25 protein-coding genes are annotated in these 20,530 nt (G+C 44.7%); 14 read left to right on the top strand and 11 right to left on the bottom strand.

Annotated features, from left to right (window positions below; all coding sequences use genetic code 11):
• Positions 1-4 precede the first annotated feature (4 nt).
• Positions 5-1,243, top strand: a complete 1,239-nt coding sequence (gene sbmA / locus G3W54_RS04925) for a peptide antibiotic transporter SbmA (protein ID WP_162652006.1) — start codon at positions 5-7, stop codon at positions 1,241-1,243.
• Here the strand turns inward: sbmA and G3W54_RS04920 are convergent.
• Together G3W54_RS04920 and G3W54_RS04915 are read right to left on the bottom strand one after the other, a co-directional pair.
• Positions 1,240-2,190, bottom strand: coding sequence for a polysaccharide deacetylase family protein (locus G3W54_RS04920; protein WP_162652005.1), 951 nt, complete (start codon positions 2,188-2,190; stop codon positions 1,240-1,242). The genes sbmA and G3W54_RS04920 overlap by 4 nt on opposite strands.
• A 155-nt stretch (positions 2,191-2,345) precedes the next feature.
• Positions 2,346-2,684 carry a TraR/DksA C4-type zinc finger protein gene (locus G3W54_RS04915; RefSeq protein WP_162652004.1) on the bottom strand — a complete coding sequence of 113 codons (339 nt, stop codon included), beginning with the start codon at positions 2,682-2,684 and terminating at the stop codon, positions 2,346-2,348.
• A 170-nt stretch (positions 2,685-2,854) separates the two neighbouring features.
• Here G3W54_RS04915 and G3W54_RS04910 point away from each other — a divergent pair, with 170 nt between their 5' ends.
• Both G3W54_RS04910 and der read left to right on the top strand, forming a co-directional pair.
• Positions 2,855-3,526, top strand: a complete 672-nt coding sequence (locus tag G3W54_RS04910; protein WP_162652003.1) for a tetratricopeptide repeat protein — start codon at positions 2,855-2,857, stop codon at positions 3,524-3,526.
• Between the two features lie 63 nt (positions 3,527-3,589).
• The gene (der, locus tag G3W54_RS04905) at positions 3,590-5,017 is read left to right on the top strand and encodes a ribosome biogenesis GTPase Der (RefSeq protein ID WP_162652002.1); all 1,428 of its coding nucleotides are present in this window, start codon (positions 3,590-3,592) and stop codon (positions 5,015-5,017) included.
• A gap of 23 nt (positions 5,018-5,040) precedes the next feature.
• Here der and G3W54_RS04900 read toward each other — a convergent pair whose 3' ends face one another.
• Genes G3W54_RS04900 through G3W54_RS04890 form a run of 3 tightly spaced genes read right to left on the bottom strand, consistent with a single transcriptional unit; the run spans position 5,041 to position 7,578 of the window.
• Entirely contained in the window at positions 5,041-5,931 is an 891-nt protein-coding gene (locus tag G3W54_RS04900) for a DMT family transporter (protein ID WP_162652001.1), read from the bottom strand.
• 59 nt (positions 5,932-5,990) lie between these two features.
• A complete protein-coding gene (locus G3W54_RS04895) occupies positions 5,991-6,644 on the bottom strand; it encodes an HAD family phosphatase (protein ID WP_162652000.1) in 654 nt (217 codons plus the stop codon).
• Positions 6,645-6,648: 4 nt separating this feature from the next.
• The gene (locus G3W54_RS04890) at positions 6,649-7,578 is read right to left on the bottom strand and encodes a DMT family transporter (RefSeq protein ID WP_197742788.1); all 930 of its coding nucleotides are present in this window, start codon (positions 7,576-7,578) and stop codon (positions 6,649-6,651) included.
• Between the two features lie 321 nt (positions 7,579-7,899).
• Between G3W54_RS04890 and G3W54_RS04885 the strand changes: the two genes are divergently transcribed.
• From G3W54_RS04885 to G3W54_RS04855, 7 genes are all read left to right on the top strand, one after another.
• A complete protein-coding gene (locus G3W54_RS04885) occupies positions 7,900-8,991 on the top strand; it encodes a cell wall hydrolase (RefSeq protein WP_244627900.1) in 1,092 nt (363 codons plus the stop codon).
• 292 nt (positions 8,992-9,283) lie between these two features.
• Entirely contained in the window at positions 9,284-9,604 is a 321-nt protein-coding gene (locus G3W54_RS04880; protein WP_162651998.1) for an AtpZ/AtpI family protein, read from the top strand.
• A gap of 59 nt (positions 9,605-9,663) precedes the next feature.
• Positions 9,664-10,413, top strand: a complete 750-nt coding sequence (locus tag G3W54_RS04875) for a F0F1 ATP synthase subunit A (RefSeq protein WP_162651997.1) — start codon at positions 9,664-9,666, stop codon at positions 10,411-10,413.
• 75 nt (positions 10,414-10,488) lie between these two features.
• A complete protein-coding gene (locus G3W54_RS04870) occupies positions 10,489-10,716 on the top strand; it encodes a F0F1 ATP synthase subunit C (protein ID WP_007196430.1) in 228 nt (75 codons plus the stop codon).
• Positions 10,717-10,790: 74 nt separating this feature from the next.
• Complete coding sequence (locus tag G3W54_RS04865) at positions 10,791-11,363, top strand: F0F1 ATP synthase subunit B (protein ID WP_162651996.1); 573 nt, start codon at positions 10,791-10,793, stop codon at positions 11,361-11,363.
• 17 nt (positions 11,364-11,380) lie between these two features.
• The gene (locus G3W54_RS04860) at positions 11,381-11,860 is read left to right on the top strand and encodes a F0F1 ATP synthase subunit B (protein ID WP_162653559.1); all 480 of its coding nucleotides are present in this window, start codon (positions 11,381-11,383) and stop codon (positions 11,858-11,860) included.
• A 69-nt stretch (positions 11,861-11,929) separates the two neighbouring features.
• Positions 11,930-12,268 carry a hypothetical protein gene (locus G3W54_RS04855; RefSeq protein ID WP_162651995.1) on the top strand — a complete coding sequence of 113 codons (339 nt, stop codon included), beginning with the start codon at positions 11,930-11,932 and terminating at the stop codon, positions 12,266-12,268.
• Between the two features lie 7 nt (positions 12,269-12,275).
• On the opposite strand, the gene G3W54_RS04850 is transcribed toward G3W54_RS04855, so the two are convergent.
• Positions 12,276-12,917: a ribonuclease HII gene (locus G3W54_RS04850; protein WP_162653558.1), complete on the bottom strand. Its 642-nt coding sequence runs from the start codon at positions 12,915-12,917 to the stop codon at positions 12,276-12,278.
• A gap of 20 nt (positions 12,918-12,937) precedes the next feature.
• Here G3W54_RS04850 and G3W54_RS04845 point away from each other — a divergent pair, with 20 nt between their 5' ends.
• A complete protein-coding gene (locus G3W54_RS04845; protein WP_162651994.1) occupies positions 12,938-13,126 on the top strand; it encodes a hypothetical protein in 189 nt (62 codons plus the stop codon).
• Position 13,127: 1 nt separating this feature from the next.
• Here G3W54_RS04845 and G3W54_RS04840 read toward each other — a convergent pair whose 3' ends face one another.
• A complete protein-coding gene (locus G3W54_RS04840) occupies positions 13,128-14,255 on the bottom strand; it encodes a PA0069 family radical SAM protein (RefSeq protein WP_244627899.1) in 1,128 nt (375 codons plus the stop codon).
• Between the two features lie 155 nt (positions 14,256-14,410).
• Between G3W54_RS04840 and G3W54_RS04835 the strand changes: the two genes are divergently transcribed.
• Positions 14,411-14,929 (top strand): glycosyl transferase, encoded by a 519-nt coding sequence (locus G3W54_RS04835; RefSeq protein WP_162651992.1) that lies wholly within the window; start codon positions 14,411-14,413, stop codon positions 14,927-14,929.
• Between the two features lie 6 nt (positions 14,930-14,935).
• Here G3W54_RS04835 and moaB read toward each other — a convergent pair whose 3' ends face one another.
• From moaB to G3W54_RS04815, 4 genes are all read right to left on the bottom strand, one after another.
• Positions 14,936-15,487: a molybdenum cofactor biosynthesis protein B gene (moaB, locus tag G3W54_RS04830; protein WP_162651991.1), complete on the bottom strand. Its 552-nt coding sequence runs from the start codon at positions 15,485-15,487 to the stop codon at positions 14,936-14,938.
• Entirely contained in the window at positions 15,487-16,371 is an 885-nt protein-coding gene (locus G3W54_RS04825) for a 4-(cytidine 5'-diphospho)-2-C-methyl-D-erythritol kinase (protein WP_162651990.1), read from the bottom strand. Before G3W54_RS04825 ends, moaB begins: the two co-directional genes overlap by 1 nt.
• Positions 16,364-18,130, bottom strand: a complete 1,767-nt coding sequence (locus G3W54_RS04820) for a tetratricopeptide repeat protein (RefSeq protein WP_162651989.1) — start codon at positions 18,128-18,130, stop codon at positions 16,364-16,366. Before G3W54_RS04820 ends, G3W54_RS04825 begins: the two co-directional genes overlap by 8 nt.
• A 198-nt stretch (positions 18,131-18,328) precedes the next feature.
• A complete protein-coding gene (locus G3W54_RS04815; protein WP_162651988.1) occupies positions 18,329-19,345 on the bottom strand; it encodes a polyprenyl synthetase family protein in 1,017 nt (338 codons plus the stop codon).
• Between the two features lie 153 nt (positions 19,346-19,498).
• On the opposite strand from G3W54_RS04815, the gene G3W54_RS04810 reads away from it, so the two are divergent.
• Positions 19,499-19,726, top strand: coding sequence for a DUF2007 domain-containing protein (locus G3W54_RS04810; protein WP_162651987.1), 228 nt, complete (start codon positions 19,499-19,501; stop codon positions 19,724-19,726).
• Between the two features lie 17 nt (positions 19,727-19,743).
• Positions 19,744-20,526, top strand: coding sequence for a methyltransferase (locus G3W54_RS04805; protein WP_162653557.1), 783 nt, complete (start codon positions 19,744-19,746; stop codon positions 20,524-20,526).
• Positions 20,527-20,530: the final 4 nt, after the last annotated feature.

Below are 20,530 nucleotides of genomic sequence, written 5' to 3'. Positions count from 1 at the left end.
AATTTTGTTTAGATCCTTTTTTCCTGACCCTAAGCTATTCTTTTTTTCGGCGATCATATGGACTGTGATTGCAATTGGTATTTGGTTTGGCTTTGTTGAAACCTATCAACCATTTTTGGATACTCTGGCCGGTTACGCTCAACAAGCCGTCGAAGGAGAACGTCCACCGTTTCTTACCGCTGATAAATTATTGATATATATCTATATGGCCTTAGCGGGTTTCGGTTTTGCAGTCGTGTGGATGTTTTTAGATAAGAATACGTGGTCGAGATGGTCTGTTTTGGGTTCGACGATCATCATACTTGTCACGTATTACAATGTTCAATTGTCGGTCTTTTTAAATGATTGGTATGGTGGGTTTAATGATCTGCTACAAAAAGCTTTATCGGAAAAAAATTCGGTAACATTGGAAGAGTTCTATAGTCAGTTGATGACCGTAGCCCCTATTCTATTGGTCAATATTACTGTACTTGTTTTACTTGATTTCTTTGTGTCCCATTATGTTTTTCGTTGGCGCACAGCGATGAATAATTACTTCATGGATCATTGGCCTAAGTTGCGACATATCGAAGGTGCTGCACAACGTGTGCAGGAAGACACCCAAAGGTTTGCCCGCATTGTTGAGGGGCTTGGAGTAGCCTTTGTTCGCTCGATGATGACGTTGATCGCATTCCTGCCACTCTTATATACGCTCTCTCAAAATATTACGGAAATACCATTTATCGGTAAAGTTGATGGATCGATGGTCTATGTTGCGATCATGTCCGCTCTCTTGGGAACTGCACTGCTCGCGATTGTTGGTATTAAACTGCCAGGTCTTGAATTTAACAATCAAAAAGTGGAAGCCGCCTACCGTAAAGAGCTCGTTTATGGTGAGGATCGTGCAGATCGCGCGCAACCAGCAACTGTCAAAGAATTATATGAAGGTGTGCGCAAAAACTACTATCGACTGTATTTCAATTATCTTTACTTCAATGTTGCGCGTTTTGGGTATCTGAACGTTTCAAGCTTTATTCCGCTTGTTGCACTCGCTCCAACAGTGGTGTCCGGTACGATCACGCTTGGCATTTTTGCGCAGATTAACAATGCTTTTGATAAAGTGGAAGAAAGCTTTAAATTCTTTGCGAATGTATGGACGACCATCATTGATCTTATGTCGATTTACAAACGTCTTATATCATTCGAAAGTATCATCTATCAGGATGAAGAAACGGCAACTGACGAAGCTCCTCAAAACGCTTAACCGTTTTTACCCGACGTATTCTTGAGGCGCGAAAGCGCCTCTTGGTATGTGATGCAGTCAACATCTGGCTTGTTGCAGACATTGATCGCAAAGCGTTCAAGTGCGCGCCAATAGGCACCCGCATTCATTTCAACAAAGTGATAACCAATCTGAAGCGGTATGCGGTCGCCATTATATTGCTTTTCAAATGCAGCATTAAATGCATCCAACGTGCGCGCTTCAAATTTTTCTGATTGTGCAGCGTTTTCTTCGGCTTTGGAATGTCTTACATAAAGGTTGTAATCCATTGCAATAATGGGACGTTTTGAAGGTCCTTCTGGGATGAGAGGAAGTGCAAATTCCACAACATCGTTAGCCATGTTTGGTATTTTTGGTCCGCGTGATACGGTGCTGGCATCGTAGGCAAAGCCATTACTTTTGAGTGCTTTGAACAGGCCGTTGCCGACAGATAAATAAGGCGCACGAAACCCCTTAATCTCGTCTTTGACAAACTTTTTCCATCCAATGGGTTCAAGATGCGCTAATCCGTTGCGCGACCATGCAGAAGATAAGATATCGTTAAACTGCGCAAGCTCTGAAGACCATTGATCAGCACTCCAGTTCGCACCATCAAAATGTCCGCAAGTATGATTTCCTATCTCATGTCCAAAATTACGAGCTGCCCAAACGTGCTCAAGTCGTGTGGTAACGTCTTCAACAGAAGGAGCAAAACCAATATTGGATGTGCCTCTGGTCCTGCCTGGTGCTTTGTAAATGCCTTTGGCATCGCGCTTTTGCATGTAAAATACACAGGAGAGAAAGTAGGTGAATTTTGCTGAACTTTGTTCCGCGATGCGTAGGCTTTTCTCCCATAATTTGTTGTCATGAGCGCCATCAAATGAGATCAAAACGATCTGGTTTTCCTTTGCATAAACAGGCTCGCTTTGGAAGCCAAACGCTAAACTCATGCTACATATACATGATAATAGGGGTAAGTTTTTGGTCAAAAAAATCTTTCAGATGGACGACCTCAATGAGGTGAGGTTGTCGCATAATTTTGTTATCTGTTGTGCATATATCAAACTAGAAATTATGGCAAACCTATGACTTGAGCTTGGATTCCCTATACATTTTCCGCACAAGTTACGCAGCGTTCCGCCATTGGGTCAATCTCAAGCCGTTTATCAGGAATTTCTTCGCCGCAATTGACGCAATAGCCATATTCATCTTCGTTCATTCTGCGATGAGCCATTTCAATACGCACGAGGTCGCGTGTGCGGTTGCGTTCCTGCGCTTGTGCCATGGCCTGCTGCTGCATAGAATCCATCCGCGATAAACGGCCGACCGAATTTTGATCAAGGATAACAGGTTCGCGAAATTCTGCCGACAGTTTAGAAAACGCCTCGAGTTCTTTTTGTACTCCATCCAGACGCATCTTGGCTTTTTTAATATCGATGGCCATGCTTGTGTCTCTCCCAAACGCCTGTAAATTAAACGTAATGTGATCATTTTACCGTATTTCTGGCGTTTAAGCACGTTAATGCCGCTCTTTTATCAAAAAGCTCTTTTAACTTTTCCAAAATCGTTTAGAAGGCGGCATAATCAATATTTTAAATAGAAGACGATCTTATCATGAGTAGTGAAGACGACAATTTTATTCGCGAAGTCAATGAAGAGCTACGTTCCGATGCTGCAACGGCCATTTGGAAGAAATACGGCAAGTTCATTATTGGTGGTGCTGTGGCCATCGTTGTCGGTGTGGCAGGCAATGTTGCTTATAAGGAATATACTGCCAATCAAGCCGCTGCATCAGGTGATATCTTCCTAGAAGCACTAACTGCTGCGCGAGAAGGTCGACAAGATGAAGCTATTGAAGGTTTTGATAAGCTTGAAGCAGAGGGATACGGTGCCTATCCTTTGATGGCTAAGCTCCGTGCTGCAACAGTGTTGGCCGATAAAGGCGACGCCAGTTCTGCGATTGCAGCCTTTCAGGCTGTATCTGGCGACAATGGTGTGCCAAAAGCGTTGCAAGATATCGCAAAAATTAGAGCTGCCTATCTGCTTGTTGATCACGGATCGTACGATGATGTATCGCGTGAAGTTGAGGTTTTAACTGATACAGAAAATGCAATGCGCCATTCTGCTCGTGAGGCGCTTGGATTAGCTGCCTATAAAGCAAATGATTTTGCCCGCGCAAAAGAGTGGATGCAGCTAATTGTTGATGATCGTCGTTCTCCGCAGCAGATGAGTTCGCGCGCGCAAGTTATTCTCGATCTTATTGCTGGTCGCAGCGCAGCATCGTAATTAAGCAATTAAATACCCAAACAGATATCTAAAATGATATATGGGGCATGATTGGATGCACAAATGAGTTTCACACTAGCTATCGTTGGTCGCCCAAATGTGGGTAAGTCAACATTATTTAACCGCCTGGCAGGCAAAAAGCTGGCGCTTGTTGACGATACGCCCGGCGTTACGCGTGACCGGAGACCGGGCGATGCGAAACTTGTAGATCTTCATTTCCAGATGATTGATACAGCTGGATTGGAAGAATCTGGCCCTGATACGCTTGAAGGCCGTATGCGTGCGCAAACTGAAGCTGCGATTGATGAAGCAGATATTGCGCTTTTTTTGGTTGATGCAAAGATGGGTATCACCCCAGCAGATGAAACGCTCGCAAAGCTTTTGCGCAAGCGTGGTAAGAAGGTGGTCTTGGTCGCCAATAAATCCGAGGCTAGGGGAGCTGAATCCGGCCTGCTTGATGCGTATCGCTTAGGCCTCGGTGAACCGTGCCCAATTTCTGCCGAACATGGTGAAGGTCTGCTCGATCTACGTGATGCAATTGTCGACGCTGTGGGAGAAGATGTCGCATTTGATGATGACGAAGAGGATTTCGACGAAGCTGAAACCGATGTCGATGTGTACGATGATGACTTTGAAGATGATGAGGAAGAGCTCGAGATTGATACGAGTAAGCCACTTCGAGTCGCTGTCGTCGGTCGTCCAAATGCCGGGAAATCTACGCTGATTAACGAGTTTTTAGGGCAAGATAGACTGCTTACTGGCCCGGAAGCTGGCATAACGCGCGATTCTATTTCTGTCGAATGGGAATGGAACGATCGCAAGATCAAGATGTTTGACACTGCTGGTATGCGTAAGCGTGCTCGGGTTCAAGAAAAGCTTGAGAAACTTTCAGTTGCAGATGCATTGCGTGCAATCCGGTTTGCAGAAGTTGTTGTCGTTGTCCTCGACGCAACAATTCCTTTTGAGAAACAGGACTTGCATATTGCTGATCTGATTATCAAAGAAGGCCGTGCATGTGTGATTGCGATAAATAAATGGGATTTGGTGGAAAATCGCCAAGAGCATTTGAAATATTTGCATGAAGAAACAAGACGTCTTTTGCCGCAAGTGCGCGGAATACTGGCTGTGCCCATTTCAGGTCAGATGGGCAATGGGCTCGACAAGCTTATGCAAGCTGTTATCGATACTCATAAAACGTGGAACCGCCGTATTCCAACGGCACGTTTGAATCGCTGGTTGAATATAACAACGGCACAGCATCCGCCACCGGCAGTATCGGGCCGCCGTTTGAAATTGAAATATATGACGCAGGTTAAATCACGACCACCTGGCTTTATGATTTCCTGTACTCGCCCAGATTCTTTGCCAACATCTTATTCACGTTATTTGATCAATAAAATGCGTGAAGATTTTGATATGCCGGCCATTCCGATCCGCATACATTATCGATCTGGTGATAATCCGTTTGAAGGTCGCCGACGCCGGCGTTAATTTAAATGGGTGAGATTATCCGTTTAGGCTTTTTCTTCATTCTTTAAAAGGATAAGAAGCGCGATTGTTGTAATGGCAACGCCAACACTTATTTTTAGGTCTGGCAGACCATTACCAATCACCCACTCCCATAAAATCACCCAACTTGGGACAAGGTATGTGTAAGCCATGACTTTTGCAGAGGGAAGGCGCAATGCTGCAAATTGTGTCAGAAAAAATGTCAGCGATGTTGTAATAAGCACGAGATAGGTAAAAATGAGCCAAAATCTTGCCGGAAGTTCTAACCAGTTCGTATCAAGAATATTTTGATAGCTATAGATTATAAGAGCAATAGCACCTCCTACCATAACGCCAAATGTCGAAACAGTGACAGGTTCGCCCCGGTTTAGTTTTCGAAACAGTACAGTATAAAGCGCATGCGCGGCTGCGCCAAAGAAAAAGATAAATTCTCCCAAACCAAGATCAAATTTCACAAACGCGTTCAGATCAGCTTTAAAAATTACCCATAAAGCTCCACAAGCGCCGATAGCGAGTGCCAAGGCCATGCGTTTTGTCATAGCTTGTCTAAGTAGTGCATAGCCGAAGATAGCCGTCATGAGCGGAATTAGTGTGGCGACTGCGCTTGTCGAAACCGGTGCCGTTATTTTCAATGCTTCAAACATGGCGACGAAGTAGACAGAGAAAACCGCACCCAATAATAAAAAACGCCATGGTGCTGCAAAATGTCTGCGTTTTGCCTTGCCATTTAGTGTGATGATACATCCCATAAATATTGCGGCAGTTACAAAGCGTATTGCCGTAAGTGCATCTGGTAAAACAACGTTTGCAATTTCTGATCCAAGACTAAAAGACCCTGCGATGCAAAAGGACATAAGGAGCATAGCGAGATGGCCGTGGAGTTGTGATTTTGGCATGGGCTACTTTTGTTTAGTAAGGTTCTGAAGTTTGGATCATATGTTATTGCTAATATATCTCAAATACCCACTAATTTAGGTATCTCCCGCATGGATAAAAATTTTGTCGCACCATGAGATATCAAATCATTTGCATTAGTATCCGCTGCATAGCCTAAACATTTCATATCAGCACGCTTTGCTGCCAATGCTCCTGTTGGACTGTCTTCGATGACAATACACTCAGAAACATCTTCACGCATCTGACCCGCTGCGTGTAAAAAAAGCCCCGGGTCTGGTTTCCAAACACCCACATCGTGTGCTGAATAGATGTATTCATCGAAATGACTTAGTAGCCCGCTTGCACCGAGCATGATCTCCATTTTTTTTCGGCTTCCATTGGAAGCGATGCAAATCTTTATTTGTTCTGCTTTGATTTGTTTTAAAACATCCTCGATGCCATCTATGAGTGGAACTCCCTGTTCGAGGCGTGTGAAAATCTCATAATAGATTTCGTCTAGCCAGTGGTCAGGTAATGATGCACCAAGTTTTTGTGCTGCATTGCCAATTTCAGACATTTTTCCTGCACCGAGTTTGTCGCGACAGTCAATCGGGCTGATCTCTAAGCCGTATTTTGCAAAGTTCGCGGATAAGACTTCGCAATGCGCCATCACGCTGTCTACCAGCACACCATCGCAATCAAATATAATGAGATTAGGAGTTGTCTTTGTCACGTATCTATTCCGTACCTGAGGCTTGCTTTGACAGATGATGCTCACGATATAATGTGTAAATACCGGATGTGCTGATTATTGCTGCTCCAACCCATGTCCAAATATCGGGCAGGTCATTAAATATAACATAGCCATACATCGTACCCCAGATGATCAGACTATAATGAACAGGGGCTACAATTACAGCTTCGGTGAATTCCAGAGCCTTGATAATGCAGATTTCCGCAGCGGCTGCGATGATTGCCAATCCAACAAAAATCAAAACTGCCTGACCTGTTTGAGGCGTTTTCCACACAAATGGTAGCGCTGCTGACAGTATCGCGCCACTGACAAGAGCCGTGTAAGCAATGGTTGTCGTTGTCTTATCATCACTCAATGCACGTGATAGAATCTGCCGTGTGGCAAATAACCCAGCGGCGATAAGAACCAAAAATACGGCCGGATGGACAGCATCAGCACCTGGGCGTATAACAACAAGCGTGCCTAGAAATCCAATAATGACAGCGGTCCAACGCCTGATGCCAACCTTCTCGCCTAAAAAGAGTGCGCCCATGATGGTGACCATAAACGGTGCAACAAAGCTAACGGCAACCGCATCCGCCAATGGCACATAGGCGACCGCGAAAATAAATATCGTCCCAGAACCAGCCGCCGCTGCGCCTCGTGTGATTTGAAGACGTGGATGGGTTGAACGGAAAACAGATAAACCTCGGAAGGCAATTAGAATGACAACGCCTCCCATAAGGCCTGCCTGTCTTGACCACATGATTTGAACTGCGTGGAAGTCTGCAGTCAGGTATTTCGCGAGCATATCGCCTGCCGAAAATAAAAACATTCCGACTGCCATAAATATAAGCCCACGGGTCGCGCTGGATCGTGGTTTAGTTTTAGAAACTGGATTAATAACTGTATTGCTGATTTTGATGTCGGACATATGTTAAATTGATGCGCCTTTATTTTAAGAAGAGCAATTGTTTTTTTAAATCCCGACGAAAATTCCTGAACTTGGAAATTAATCCGTTCAATCGTGACTGCGAAAGCCTCGCTTTGGTCATAATTATCATCGCTTATCAAATTGGGGAGCGGCATATTAACTTTCCATCAAGGTTAACCGATTATGATCCATTTCAGTAAAGTAAAGCGTATTTGTATCTGTTGGAGTAGTGTGTTGCGTAAGAATAGTTCTTTGGCGAGCCGGGTGTTGGCACGCATAAGCGCCGTAGTTGCGCCCGTCTTATTCGGTCTAGCCGGATTTATGATGTCCCCCACAGTTGTTGCAAATTCTGATACAGCATCAATCCTGGCGCAGATGTCTGGTAAGGGTGATCGCTGGAAAATGCACATCACGTCAGCCCCCGCAGGTGCTATTCAAAAAGCTGAGATGGCGTTTGCTGATCCTATTTTGACCGGTTCGACCGTTCCCGCCGCTAGCCTTAGTCTTGGTAATGGTGAGACAGTTTCTTTTAACGCCAAAATTGGTATTTCTGAAATTACTCCTGACGAAAAGCGTGTGACACGACATCTGAAAAAAGGCCGGGTGATGGCGGTATCTCCATCGCAACCACCTAAGAATTTTTCTGCCGGATCGATCATAGGAGAGCAAAGCTCGCTTCAGCTCCCGAGAGAGAGTAAAGATGTTACAATGATTTTTGAAAAATCAAAAATCCAAGGGCGCGAGATTGAAATTGCCTCTGCCTTCTACAAGAAGGGAAAGCCCAAAGTCTCCAAAAACGTGCCTAAAATACTTAGGTCACTTATAACCAATAATAATGCAGACATTCTAGCGACTGCCTATGCTCCGCCTCCGGCGGATTATGCGCGTGAAACGCCCTTTGCTTCCATCTTAACTGAGAAAGCTAAGCGTGGTCGTTTTATTCCACCAATCGAAAAAGGTGATCACGCCTGGGCTGCCAAGCCGCTCCCCGCGCGGGTTTTTGCTGCAAGTGAGCAGCGTTGCCTTGCCGCAGGGATATATTTTGAAGCCCGCGGTGAACCCATAAGAGGGCAGGCAGCCGTTGCTCAGGTGATTCTCAATCGCGTTAGAAACCCGACCTATCCAAATACAATTTGCGGCGTTGTGTATCAAAACAAGAGCTGGCGCAATCGGTGTCAATTCTCGTTTGCGTGTGATGGTATTCGCGACCGCGTAAAATCACCCAAACTATGGAATCAGGCCGAAGAGGTTGCGCTTGCCACAACGGCTGGCAAAATCTGGTTCAAAGAAGTTGGCTCTTCCACACATTATCATGCGACATATGTCCGTCCAAGATGGGCAAAATCTATGCGTCGCGTTGGAAAAATAGGTTTACACATCTTTTATGTGACCTATGGCGGTGGTTGGAGTTAGATTCTCCACCCTCAAGTCTCTGATTTACTGTGTAACACTGTCGCAATTTCCATCTCGTTTAGCAGCTTTGAGCTAATAAAAATACGTCAATCGGTTAAGTCTTTGATTTATAAGACTTAATCTTTTGTGTTTTTGGTCGCTACAACGGCTTGACTATGAGCACTTGTAAAACTATGTTGCGGCGAAATTCGACAATAGCCTTACGGGCTGTTTTTCGCATGTTCAATAATAAGGGAATGTGGTTTTATGGGCTACTTCTTTGGAGATGCAGGCAGACGTAAAGTGAGGTCAAATGGTAGATAGTCTTGAGACCCGTCGCCAGAAGCTGGAAGACAAACTTGCAGCTAAAAAACTGGATGATGAAAAAGAGGCAGCTGATAAATCAGAAGAGCGACAGGGCTATGGCCTTGCTATTAAGCTCTCAAGCGAATTTATAGCTGCAATATTTGTTGGTGCTCTTTTAGGTTATCTGCTGGATACATATGCAGGCACTGCGCCATGGGGAATGATTGTATTTCTTCTTTTGGGTTTTGCCGCAGGTGTATTGAATGTTTTACGCTCCATAGGAGCGGTGGAAAAACCTAAAGTGGGTTATTCCAAAAAAGAAGATTAATGCCTTAGAAGGCAAATGTATTTAGACCGGTTAAACCCGGAAAATGAGGAGAAACAAACGTGGCTAACGATCCTATCAGCCAGTTCCAGCTTTCAAGACTTGTTCCGATCGAGATTGGTGGCATGGATTTTTCCTTCACGAATTCTTCATTGTTTATGGTTGCAACAACAGTTGTCGCCGCTGGATTCTTGATGGCAACAACAGCTAACCGTGGATTAATTCCAACGCGTTTGCAGTCCATCTCTGAAATGGCTTACGAGTTTGTTGCTTCAATGCTGCGAGATGGTGCGGGATCGCAGGGTATGCGTTTCTTCCCACTTGTCTTTTCATTGTTTATGTTCGTTCTTATTGCCAACTTAATTGGCATGTTCCCTTATTTCTTCACAGTCACAAGCCATCTAATTGTAACCTTCGCACTTGCTATGCTCGTCATCGGCACTGTTGTTGTCTACGGCTTTATGAAGCACGGTTTGGGCTTTTTAAAATTATTTGTGCCATCGGGGATCCCTGGGGTCCTTATGCCATTGGTCGTTATGATTGAGGTTATTTCTTTCCTCTCACGCCCGATTAGCCTTTCTGTTCGTTTGTTTGCGAATATGTTGGCCGGCCACATCACCTTAAAAGTGTTTGCTGGATTTATCGTTGCTATGGGTGCTCAAGGCGCACTTGGCTTCATGGGTGCTGCACTGCCATTGTTTATGACGGTTGCACTTACAGGTTTGGAATTCTTAGTAGCTTTCTTGCAGGCTTATGTCTTTGCGGTACTGACTTGTATGTACCTCAATGATGCTTTGCACCCTAGTCACTAAGTTGAAGTTGCAGATAGGCATGTCGCTTATTTGAAAATATTTGAATGAATAACATAATTTCTAAGGAGTTTAATTATGGAAGCAGAAGCAGCTAAATACATCGGCGCAGGTATTGCATGTCTAGGCATGGGTGGCGCAGGTATCGGTCTTGGTAACATCTTCGGTAGCTACCTTTCTGGTGCACTTCGCAATCCTTCAGCAGCTGATGGTCAATTCGGTCGTTTGATCTTTGGTTTTGCTGTGACAGAAGCTTTGGGCATTTTCTCATTGCTTGTTGCACTTCTTCTTCTTTTCGCTGTTTAATATTTAAGCGAATAGAAAATGTTTGGTCGCGTGGGGCATTTGCCCCCGATGATCACACTATTTGGAGGTGAGATATGTTTGTGACCGCCGCACATGCGGAGTCCAATACGACTCAAAACGCAAATACTGAAGTTGCTGGTCACGGCGAAGGTGGCGGAGGTTCGTTTCCTCCGTTTGATCCTGGTCTATACCCATCACAGCTTTTATGGTTAGCAATTACGTTTGGTATTTTTTACCTGCTAATTTCCAAAGTTATTTCACCACGTATTGGTGGGATTTTGGAAACACGCCATGACCGTATTGCAGAAGATTTAGATGAAGCCAATCGGCTTAAAGACGAATCTGACGCAGCTGTGGCTGCATATGAGCAAGAACTAGCTGAAGCTCGTCAAAAAGCATCAGATATAGCTGCTAGCTCTCGTGAGAAGGCTAAGTTAGAATCTGAAGCTGAGCGTGCAAAACACGAAGCAGCGTTGAATAAGCGTCTTGCTGAAAGTGAAGCACATGTTGCTGACGTTAAAGCGAAAGCATTAGCCGAAGTCGACGGCATTGCTGGTGATACAGCTCAAGCTGTTGTTGAGCAATTACTAGGTGCAAAGCTAACCAAAGCAGAAGTTTCTGCAGCGGTTCGTAGCGCAGCTAAATAGGAGATAAGATTATGCATATCGATGCTACATTTTTCGCATTTGTCGGTCTTATCATATTCCTAGGCATAATTTTTAAGGCTGGAGTTCCGGCAAAAATTACAGCTGCTTTGGACGGCAGAGCGGATAAAATTCGCGATGAACTTGAAGAAGCTAAACGTTTGCGTGAAGAAGCCCAGCAGTTAATGGCTGAATATCAGCGTAAGCGCAAAGAAGCCGAAGAAGAAGCCAAAGACATTCTGGAGATTGCAAAACGAGAAGCTGATTCTATGAAGGATGAAGCTCGCCGCAAGTCCGAAGAGTATGTTGTCCGTCGTCAGGCAATGGCAGAACAAAAAATTGCTCAAGCTGAAAATGATGCTGTTGCAGAGGTTCGTTCTACAGCTGTTGAAGTTGCAATTTCTGCGGCTGAAAAGTTGATGAGTGATAAGATTACAACGCGAAATCATTCAGATCTTTTCAAGGCTTCGTTAAGCGAAGTTAAAGAGCGCATGAACTAGCGTTTATATATTTGAATTTTGAAAGCCCGCTGATATGTTCTCAGCGGGTTTTTTATTTTGGAGATCAAGATGCCGCATATAGTTTTAGAATATTCATCGGATTCTATTGATGATGATCAACTAAATAATGCGCTAGAAAGCTGTTTTGATACGTGCATAGAGTTTGATTGCATCCGCCCTAAAGCTTTAAAACTGCGTGCGCATGCCATCCTAAATGCTTACTATGGAAATCAGGCTGATAGCTTTGTGCATGTAACGGCTCATCTTTTGAAGGGGCGATCGACTGAAAGAAAATCGGCTATCTCAAAAGCTATTCTGGACAGCGTGATGAAGTCTTTACCGCAAATCGATACATTCAGTGTTGATGTTCTGGAGATAGATGGTGACGTGTATCATAAGAATAAGTGACGTAAGCTCAATCTTTGCGAAGAGGGCGAAATGTCATTCTGTGAAGGATTGATGCGCCATGCTCTTTGATTGCTTGTTTGTGTATCTTCGTTCCATAACCTGCATGTCTCTCAAATTTGTATTCAGGTAATGTAGTGGCAGCTTGTTCCATCATATGGTCTCTGGTGACCTTGGCGATGATAGATGCTGCAGCTATTGATATCGAGCGCGCATCGCCTTTAATGAGAGCGTCAGCAGGTATGGATAGTTTTGGTGGAATATCTCTTCCGTCCACAAGTGCATAGCTAGCAGCGATCGGTAGTGCATTTAAGGCCCGCTGCATTGCATCTAATGAAGCTTTCCTGATGTCCGTTTGATCAATAGTTTGTGCACAGTTTGAGCAGATAGCAACGGTTGCAGTATCAAGTATCTGAAAGAAGAGCGCTTCACGTTTTTTATGCGAAAGCTTTTTACTGTCATTAAGCCCTTCGGGGATATTATTTTCATCAAGGATGACTGCAGCGGCAACAACAGGACCTGCCAATGGGCCGCGTCCTGCCTCATCAAGTCCAGCTACTGGCCAAATACCACGCGTCTTAAGATCTAGCTCAAATTGGAAGTTTGGCTTCTCTGGCATATCAAAAAGACTATCTCTTGTTTTTGGTTTAATTTTTTGAGGCATCGAATCGGGTGAGTATTACAATCTGTAAGGGGACAATTGCATACCCACCCGATCTCTCGCAAGGTCCACAGCCAGCGGCTAAGATGACTGTGGTGCAGATCACTCAGGGGACAGAGAACGATCTGCTTGGCGCATCGGTTTGTTCTCATGAGGCGGTGGAGAGAATAAACCCGTATGATGCGCAAGGGGACGCGTAAATTAGAAGAGTTTAAGTTGAGTGTTTTCCCCTTCAGGCGCAGTGAAAAGGTCAGTACGTGGTGTTGAAATCCGTTTTGAAAGTCCAAGACGTTTGCATGTCATTTCAAATCGGCGCTTTATTTGCCACGCATAAGGACCGCTGCCGTGCATACGAGAGCCGAACTCCGCATCATAATCTTTTCCGCCCCGCATAGATCGAATAAGCGACATGACGTGACGGTACCGATCTGGATAATGACGTAATAACCAATCTCTGAAAAGAGGACTAACTTCACGTGGTAAGCGAAGAAGAATATAGCTAGCCTGCTCGACACCCACACTGTGAGCGCTATCCAAAATGCGCTCAATCTCAAAATCAGTCAGACCGGGTATAACCGGAGCGATCATAATTGATGTGGGAATACCAGCCTTCTTCAAGGTATCTAACGCTTCGAGACGTTTTGTCGGTGTTGAAGCTCGCGGTTCCATAGCACGTGCTAACTTGCGGTCAATTGTGGTAATCGACAAAGCCACTTTTACCAGCCCATCTTGCGCCATTTGAGATAAGATATCGATATCACGTAAAACCAATGCAGATTTCGTAACTATACCAATAGGGTGCTTTGCTTCTGCAAGGACTTCCAAAATCTGACGCATGATCCGCATTTTGCGTTCTATGGGTTGATAAGGGTCTGTATTCGTTCCTATCGCAATGCTCTTGGGTATGTAGTTATCTTTCGCAAGTTCTCGCTTTAAAAGCCGTGCCGCATCTGGTTTGGCAAAGAGTTTGGATTCAAAATCCAGACCAGAGGAAAGACCAACATGGGCGTGAGATGGACGAGCGAAACAATAAATACAGCCATGCTCGCAACCTCTATAAGGATTTATAGAGCGGTCAAATGGAATATCAGGTGATGTATTGCGTGTGATGACACTGCGTGCCCGTTCAACCTGTACGTCGGTTTTAAAAGGTTCAAGTTGTTCCAGTGTTTCCCATCCATCATCAAAACCATGACGGGACTGAATTTCATAACGTCCGCTTGGGTTAAGGCCTGCGGCACGACCACGGCGGCGGGTCTTGTCCACCTTAATGCTCTGGTCAGCCAATAGTTGCCGCGTGACATCAGCGTGATTATAGCCCGGTGACATATCCTGATTGTGGTTGTTCATTTTGTTCTCCCGGCGCATGATTTTTTGATTCCGCCTGTTGAATATATTCCTAACATGAAAGTTAGAACATATCAAGAACAAAGTGCAGATTATGTTCTATGGATTTTCATCCTGTCATCAGTTAGAACGCAGCTATGATCTCTGTGTTTGTTCAATGCCATAACCAAGAAGCTGAGCTTGCTCGGACTCTAAGTGCGCTTATCTCTGGTGCTGTTGAAGGTCTAATATCTGATGTGACGATACTGGATTTGGGATCAAGTGATGGAAGTTCCATAGTTGCAGACGCTGCGGGCTGTAATTTCTGTAGTTTATCTCAGCTTGATCATGCCGTTCAGAAAATGAGAGGTGAGTGGGCTTTGTTAATTGAGCCTGGAGCACGTCCTGCGATAGGTTGGATTGATGTATTGGGTGAACATATAGCAACATCTGATGCGAGTGCGCGGTTCTGCGCATCTAAAACTTATAAACTTCCCATTATGACACGTATATTTGGACCTAAGACCCGACTACAACATGGTGTAATCATTCCGAAACATAAATTCCTTGAAAGAGCGGTATCTGCTCCGGATTTGGAGCAGCTTGTGAAAGGTCTAAGAACCATCAGGCTGGAATGCGAAATGGTGCCAGCTGCTTATTTGAAGGTGGCAGTTTAGAGTTGCTTATGAGCCAGCACCGCGTTTTAAATGCTCATCAAGGCGCGGCATAATTTCTACAAAATTGCAGGGCAAATGACGGTAGTCGAATTGCTTCTCTAGAATGCCATCCCACGCATCTTTGCAAGCACCTGGCGAACCTGGAAGAACGAACACAAAAGTACTATTGATTAGACCAGCCGTGGCACGAGATTGGATAGTCGATGTGCCGATCTTTGTCTCTGAGAGATTGTGGAACAGGGTTGAAAACCCGTCCATCCGTTTTTCAAACAATGGTTCCAGTGCATCAGGTGTAACGTCTCGTCCGGTAAAACCGGTTCCGCCAGTGGTTATAATGGCGTCAATGTCGTCCTTTTTACACCAAGACAAGACGCGAGCAGCTATTTTATCCTTATCATCGGTAACAATGTCCCGATTGATAAGTGTGTGACCTGTTTTTGCGATACGATCTACGAGTGTTTGACCTGACCTGTCGTCATCAATCTTTCGCGTATCTGAGATCGTTAGAACAGCAAATTTAACCGGAATAAAAGATCGTGTTTCATCTATGCGTGACATTATGAACCTCTTAAGGGTGTGGCGGTGGTAAACCAATTTGGGTATTGAGATTTGACTAGGTGGTAAGCCACCTGCGCGCTTTCCATATTTTTGTATATACCAAAACAACTTGCACCTGAACCTGACATGCGATGGAATAGAGGCTTTGTTGAACATAATGCATCAAGGCATTGCTCGATCTCTGGCGCCACGTCTATTGCAGGCTCTTGTAGATCATTTCGGTAGCCATTTAATACTGAAAGAAAATCATCCAAACCGCATGGCACTTCAACATGATCAAAACCCGGATTTGATTTTGATTTGAGTTTTGAAAAAATTCCAGGCGTTGAAACTTCAATCAGAGGGTTCGCAAGAACCAACGCAAATTGTGGAAGGTTTGAGACCACATCAATTCCTTCGCCGATGCCTTTCGCAATCAATGGAATGCTACTGAGGCACATCGGAACATCCGCTCCAAGTTTGAGCGCAATGGCGGTTAAGTCAGTTTCGGCAATATCCAACTGCCAAATTTTTATCAGTAATCGCAATGTCGCCGCAGCATCCGCCGAACCACCACCAAGACCTGAAGCGACAGGAAGGTTTTTTTCACATGTAAGAGCTATAGGGGGTGTGCTAATGCCATGTGCAAGAGCAAAATCTGCAAGAGCAGTACGCGCTTTATAAATGAGATTATCTGAGGGTTCGCAGGCGTTCATCTCCGTAGAAAATGGGCCAGTTATTGAAAGGTTATTCTTATCGGAAATTGATCCGCTAATTCGATCACCAAATTTAGTGAACACAACAAGGCTTTCTAAAAGGTGAAAGCCATCGGCACGTTGGCCAGTCACATGAAGTGCGAGGTTGACCTTTGCTGGTGCATCTTCAAATAAAACCTTATTAGCCATCGTTGGCAGCAGTTTTGTCCGTTAAGCCCTCTTTGAGCTTTCGTTTTAAGATAGGCACTTGGCTTTCGTCGAAGTCCGCCATTGAAAGTAGTGCACGTTCCCACTGAAATTTTGCTTCAATCTTGCGTCCAACCTGCCAAAAGGCATCGCCTAAATGATCATTGATGGTTGGATCAGCAGGGCGAAGTTCAACTGCACGCTCGAGTTCACGCGTCGCCTCTTCATATTTTCCTTGGCGATAGTAGGCCCAGCCGAGAGAATCCACAATATAGCCGTCATTCGGACGAAGATCGACGGCAGCCTTGATCATATCTATACCTTCCTCGAGTTTGATATTCATATCAACCCAAGAATAGCCCAAGTAATTCATGACGCTTGGTTGGTTTGGCGAAAGCTCGAGTGATCGTAAGAAAGCTTTCTCAGCTTTGTCCCAAACCTTTAAGCGCTCGTAACCGATACCCAATTGATAAAAGAGATTCCAGTGGGTGCGATCATGAATTGGTCCAACGGCCTTAATTGCGTTCTCATAATTATCAACAACGGCTTGATAATTCTTCTCGCGCGATAAAATATTACCATAACCAAGATAGGCGCGGATATCGTTTGGATAAGCTTTAATGAGCTCCGATATATGCGCAAGGGCTTCCTCGACTTGGCCCACATCAGCAAGATTGAGGCCTAGCTGTAACTCTGAAAGCCGTTTCATAGGTGAGTTGTCCGGTACAGTGCGATAAATAGCAATTGCTTTGTCCGACTGTCCTAGTTGTTCTTTTAACTCCGCAAGCATAACCAAGGCAGCTGCATTTTTGACATCAAGTGCGCGGGCGAATTGAAGATACAGAGCGACAATATCTTCATTACCTTCACGGTTCAGTGCAGCGCCAATTGTATAAAGCGCAAAGGATGCACCAGATTGGGCATTAGCGACAGAATATGGGGTTTCAATATCTTGTTCAATTTTCTTTTTAAGCGCATCAGCTGGTGCAAATGCTGCGCGGATAGTATCGGTTAAAACAGCAAGTGCTTCATCTTTCTTGCCATCCTGATTGTGCAAAGTAGCTAGAGCCATAACCCCTTGAAGGTAAGTATCGGGCGCGATTTGAATTGCATCTTGATTTGCAATTAAAGAACCAAAATAGGTCTTCGCCGCTTCATAGTCGCCAGAGGCTGCTGCCATCATACCAAGATTGAAGTCTTGAAATGCCGAATACCATGTTGGTCCTTCAAGGCCTTTAACCTGAGCAATGGCTTCCTTTACTTTGTTATCACCTAATTTGGCCCACGCAGAAAGAAGTTGGTTGATCAATTTATCGACCGGATTTGTCTCTTCGAGATCTAAAAATTTATCTGCTCGACGATATTCACGCTTTTGTATTGATCTAACGGCTAGCGCACGTTCGGCCAGCATAGCAACTTCGGCATCATCCTTTAAGGTTTCTGCAAGACCGCTTGCTGTTTCAAAGTCGCCAGAAATAATAAGTGTTGTAAACAGTCTTCGTTTTGCTTCGCGATTTTCAGGGTCAAATTCCAACGCACGGTTATAAAAATCAATTGCGTTTTCGATGTCACTATCTGAATCCGCTATTTGGCCCGATAGATATGCGCCTGTAAATGAAGGAATATCTGCTGCAACAAGGTCAACGACCTCTTTTTCACTCTTGGCCGCACGCACATCGTTGAAAGAAATTGTCGTGGCGGCGGATGCCATCAGAACCATCAGTGACAGCGATATGGAGGAGCGAAGCAATTTGTTGCGCATAAACGAAGCCTTTATTAACTCAATGATTCGACATTGTTACCAAACGTGATGGCGATATTATGCACAAATCATGGAGTTTTGAAGGTCATATCGCAATTGATTTCAAGAAAATGCAACTTTCTTCAAACAATAAGGCGCGCGAGAATGGCAACATCAACGATTTATTTTCAAAATGTTGGCCACTATCAGCGAAATTGATTAGCTAACGCGGCTAAGACAGAAATCAACAACTTCTAAAAGTGCTGCTTTTTCGGGCGTGTCGGGCAATGGGGCTAATGCATCCCGTGCTTTAGCACTATAAAGTTCAGCGCGTGCAATTGTGTCTGTTATACCGGAATATTTTGCAATCAACCCAGTTGCGCGTTCTAGTGCAGCATCATCAGTGTTGTCATCTTCAATCGCACTTTTCCAAAATGCACGTTCTTCATCATTGCCTCTGCGATAGGCGAGAATAACGGGAAGTGTAATTTTGCCTTCGCGGAAATCATCACCAGTGTTCTTACCCAGATCTTTTGCTGAACCGCCATAATCAAGCGCATCATCTATCATTTGAAATGCAAGGCCAAGATTTGTACCAAATGACTTAAGCGCATCGCGCTCAGCCTTAGGGCTCTCAGCAATGATTGGGCCAACTTCGGCTGCGGCGGAAAATAAAGCTGCGGTCTTTGCGTGAATAACTTCTAGATAATCATCTTCAGTCGTTTCCATATTCTTTGCTATAGAGAGTTGTAGCACTTCTCCCTCGGCAATAACGGAAGCAGCTGAAGATAGAACATCCAGCGCGTCGAGCGAGCCGACTTCAACCATCATTTTAAACGCCTGACCGAGCAGAAAGTCACCAACAAGTACACTCGCTTGGTTGCCCCATATCATGCGAGCGGTAGATTTTCCTCGTCGCATGTCGCTTTCGTCTACCACATCATCGTGCAAAAGGGTTGCTGTATGCATGAACTCGACGCTCGTGGCCAAACGAATATGACCTTCGCCTTTATATCCAAGCATATTAGCGGCAGCGATTGTAAGCATTGGGCGCAAACGCTTGCCGCCCGACGAGATCAGATGTTCAGCGACTTCAGGAATCATCTCAACGTCTGACCCTGCTTTGGATAGAATCAACTTATTGACCAAATCCATGTCAGGTTTTGTTAAATCAACAAGCGGTTTAACTGATGCTTTAGAGTTTTTCTTCTCTTCCAGTGAAATTACGACGCCCAACTGATTGATCTCCTGCGAAATATAATTAGGTTGAAACATAATTGCCTAGCTAACATGGGGCAAGTGGCGAATTGGCGCGGTTCATATCAATTCACCATAAAAATATAACATCTTCGCGAGAAGTCATGACAGTTGAGAATTGGGGGCGCCATTTTGGACGAATTAATGAGAACGAATAATGCCGTTACACTTTCATTGGCGCAAACCCTTCTGAAAGATGCGGATATCATGTTTTTGCTTGCCGACGAGAATATGAGTATTTTGGAGGGATCAATTGGTCTTCTGCCAAAACGTTTATTGGTCGATTCTGATGAAATCATGCGCGCGCGCCGTTTGATGAGCGATGCAGGTCTGGGCAATGAGCTGCGAGATAAAAAATAACGATGCCCGAAGCAGAGATAAGTGAACTCCCCCAATCTACAATTGATGCCTTTCACAAGGGTAAGTTTTATATCGAGCAACCAAAAGGTGTTGGCCATCGATCAGGTATCGATGCGATGTTGCTTGGTGCGACAGTTCCACTTGATGCGACAGGAAAATTAGCAGATCTAGGTGCAGGAGCTGGCGCGGCTGGACTAAGCGTAGCCTCGCGGTCAGGCGTTGAAACAGTTCTGGTTGAAAAAACGGAGACCATGTCTGAATTCGCTCGGCGCACTCTAGCGCTCGATCAAAACAGAGACTTTGCCCAGCAATGTTCGGTCCTAAACGCTGATGTTGAATTATCGGGGTTAGCTCGTTTGAGTGCTGGATTGTTAGATAATCATTTTGACTTTGTGATCATGAACCCACCTTTTAACGAGACTGCAGACCGGACAACACCCGATGCGCTGAAAGCAACCGCCCATGCGATGTCAGACAATATGTTTGAGAAATGGATTAAAACTGCCGCAGCAATTTTAAAAGCAAGAGGGCAATTGTCATTGATTGCGCGACCTTCTTCGTTGCAAAATATTTTGAATGCTTGCGAAGGGCGCTTTGGTCAACTTGAAATCACCAATGTTTTTCCGAGGTCTGATGGTGATGCAATTAGAGTTCTAGTTACAGGTGTGAAATCTAGCAGAGCAAGACTAACGCTCCGTCCGCCGCTAATTATGCATGAGCAGGCCGATGGGACAAGCTCGGGCAAAGGCGTTTATACTCAAGCTGCTGACGATCTCATAAATGGGCGTAAATTTTTGTAAAGAT

The sequence above is a fragment of the Lentilitoribacter sp. Alg239-R112 genome (assembly GCF_900537175.1).
GTDB lineage: Bacteria > Pseudomonadota > Alphaproteobacteria > Rhizobiales > Rhizobiaceae > Lentilitoribacter.
Note: the sequence above shows the minus strand (reverse complement) of the source record. Positions and strands in the feature narration are given on the sequence as shown.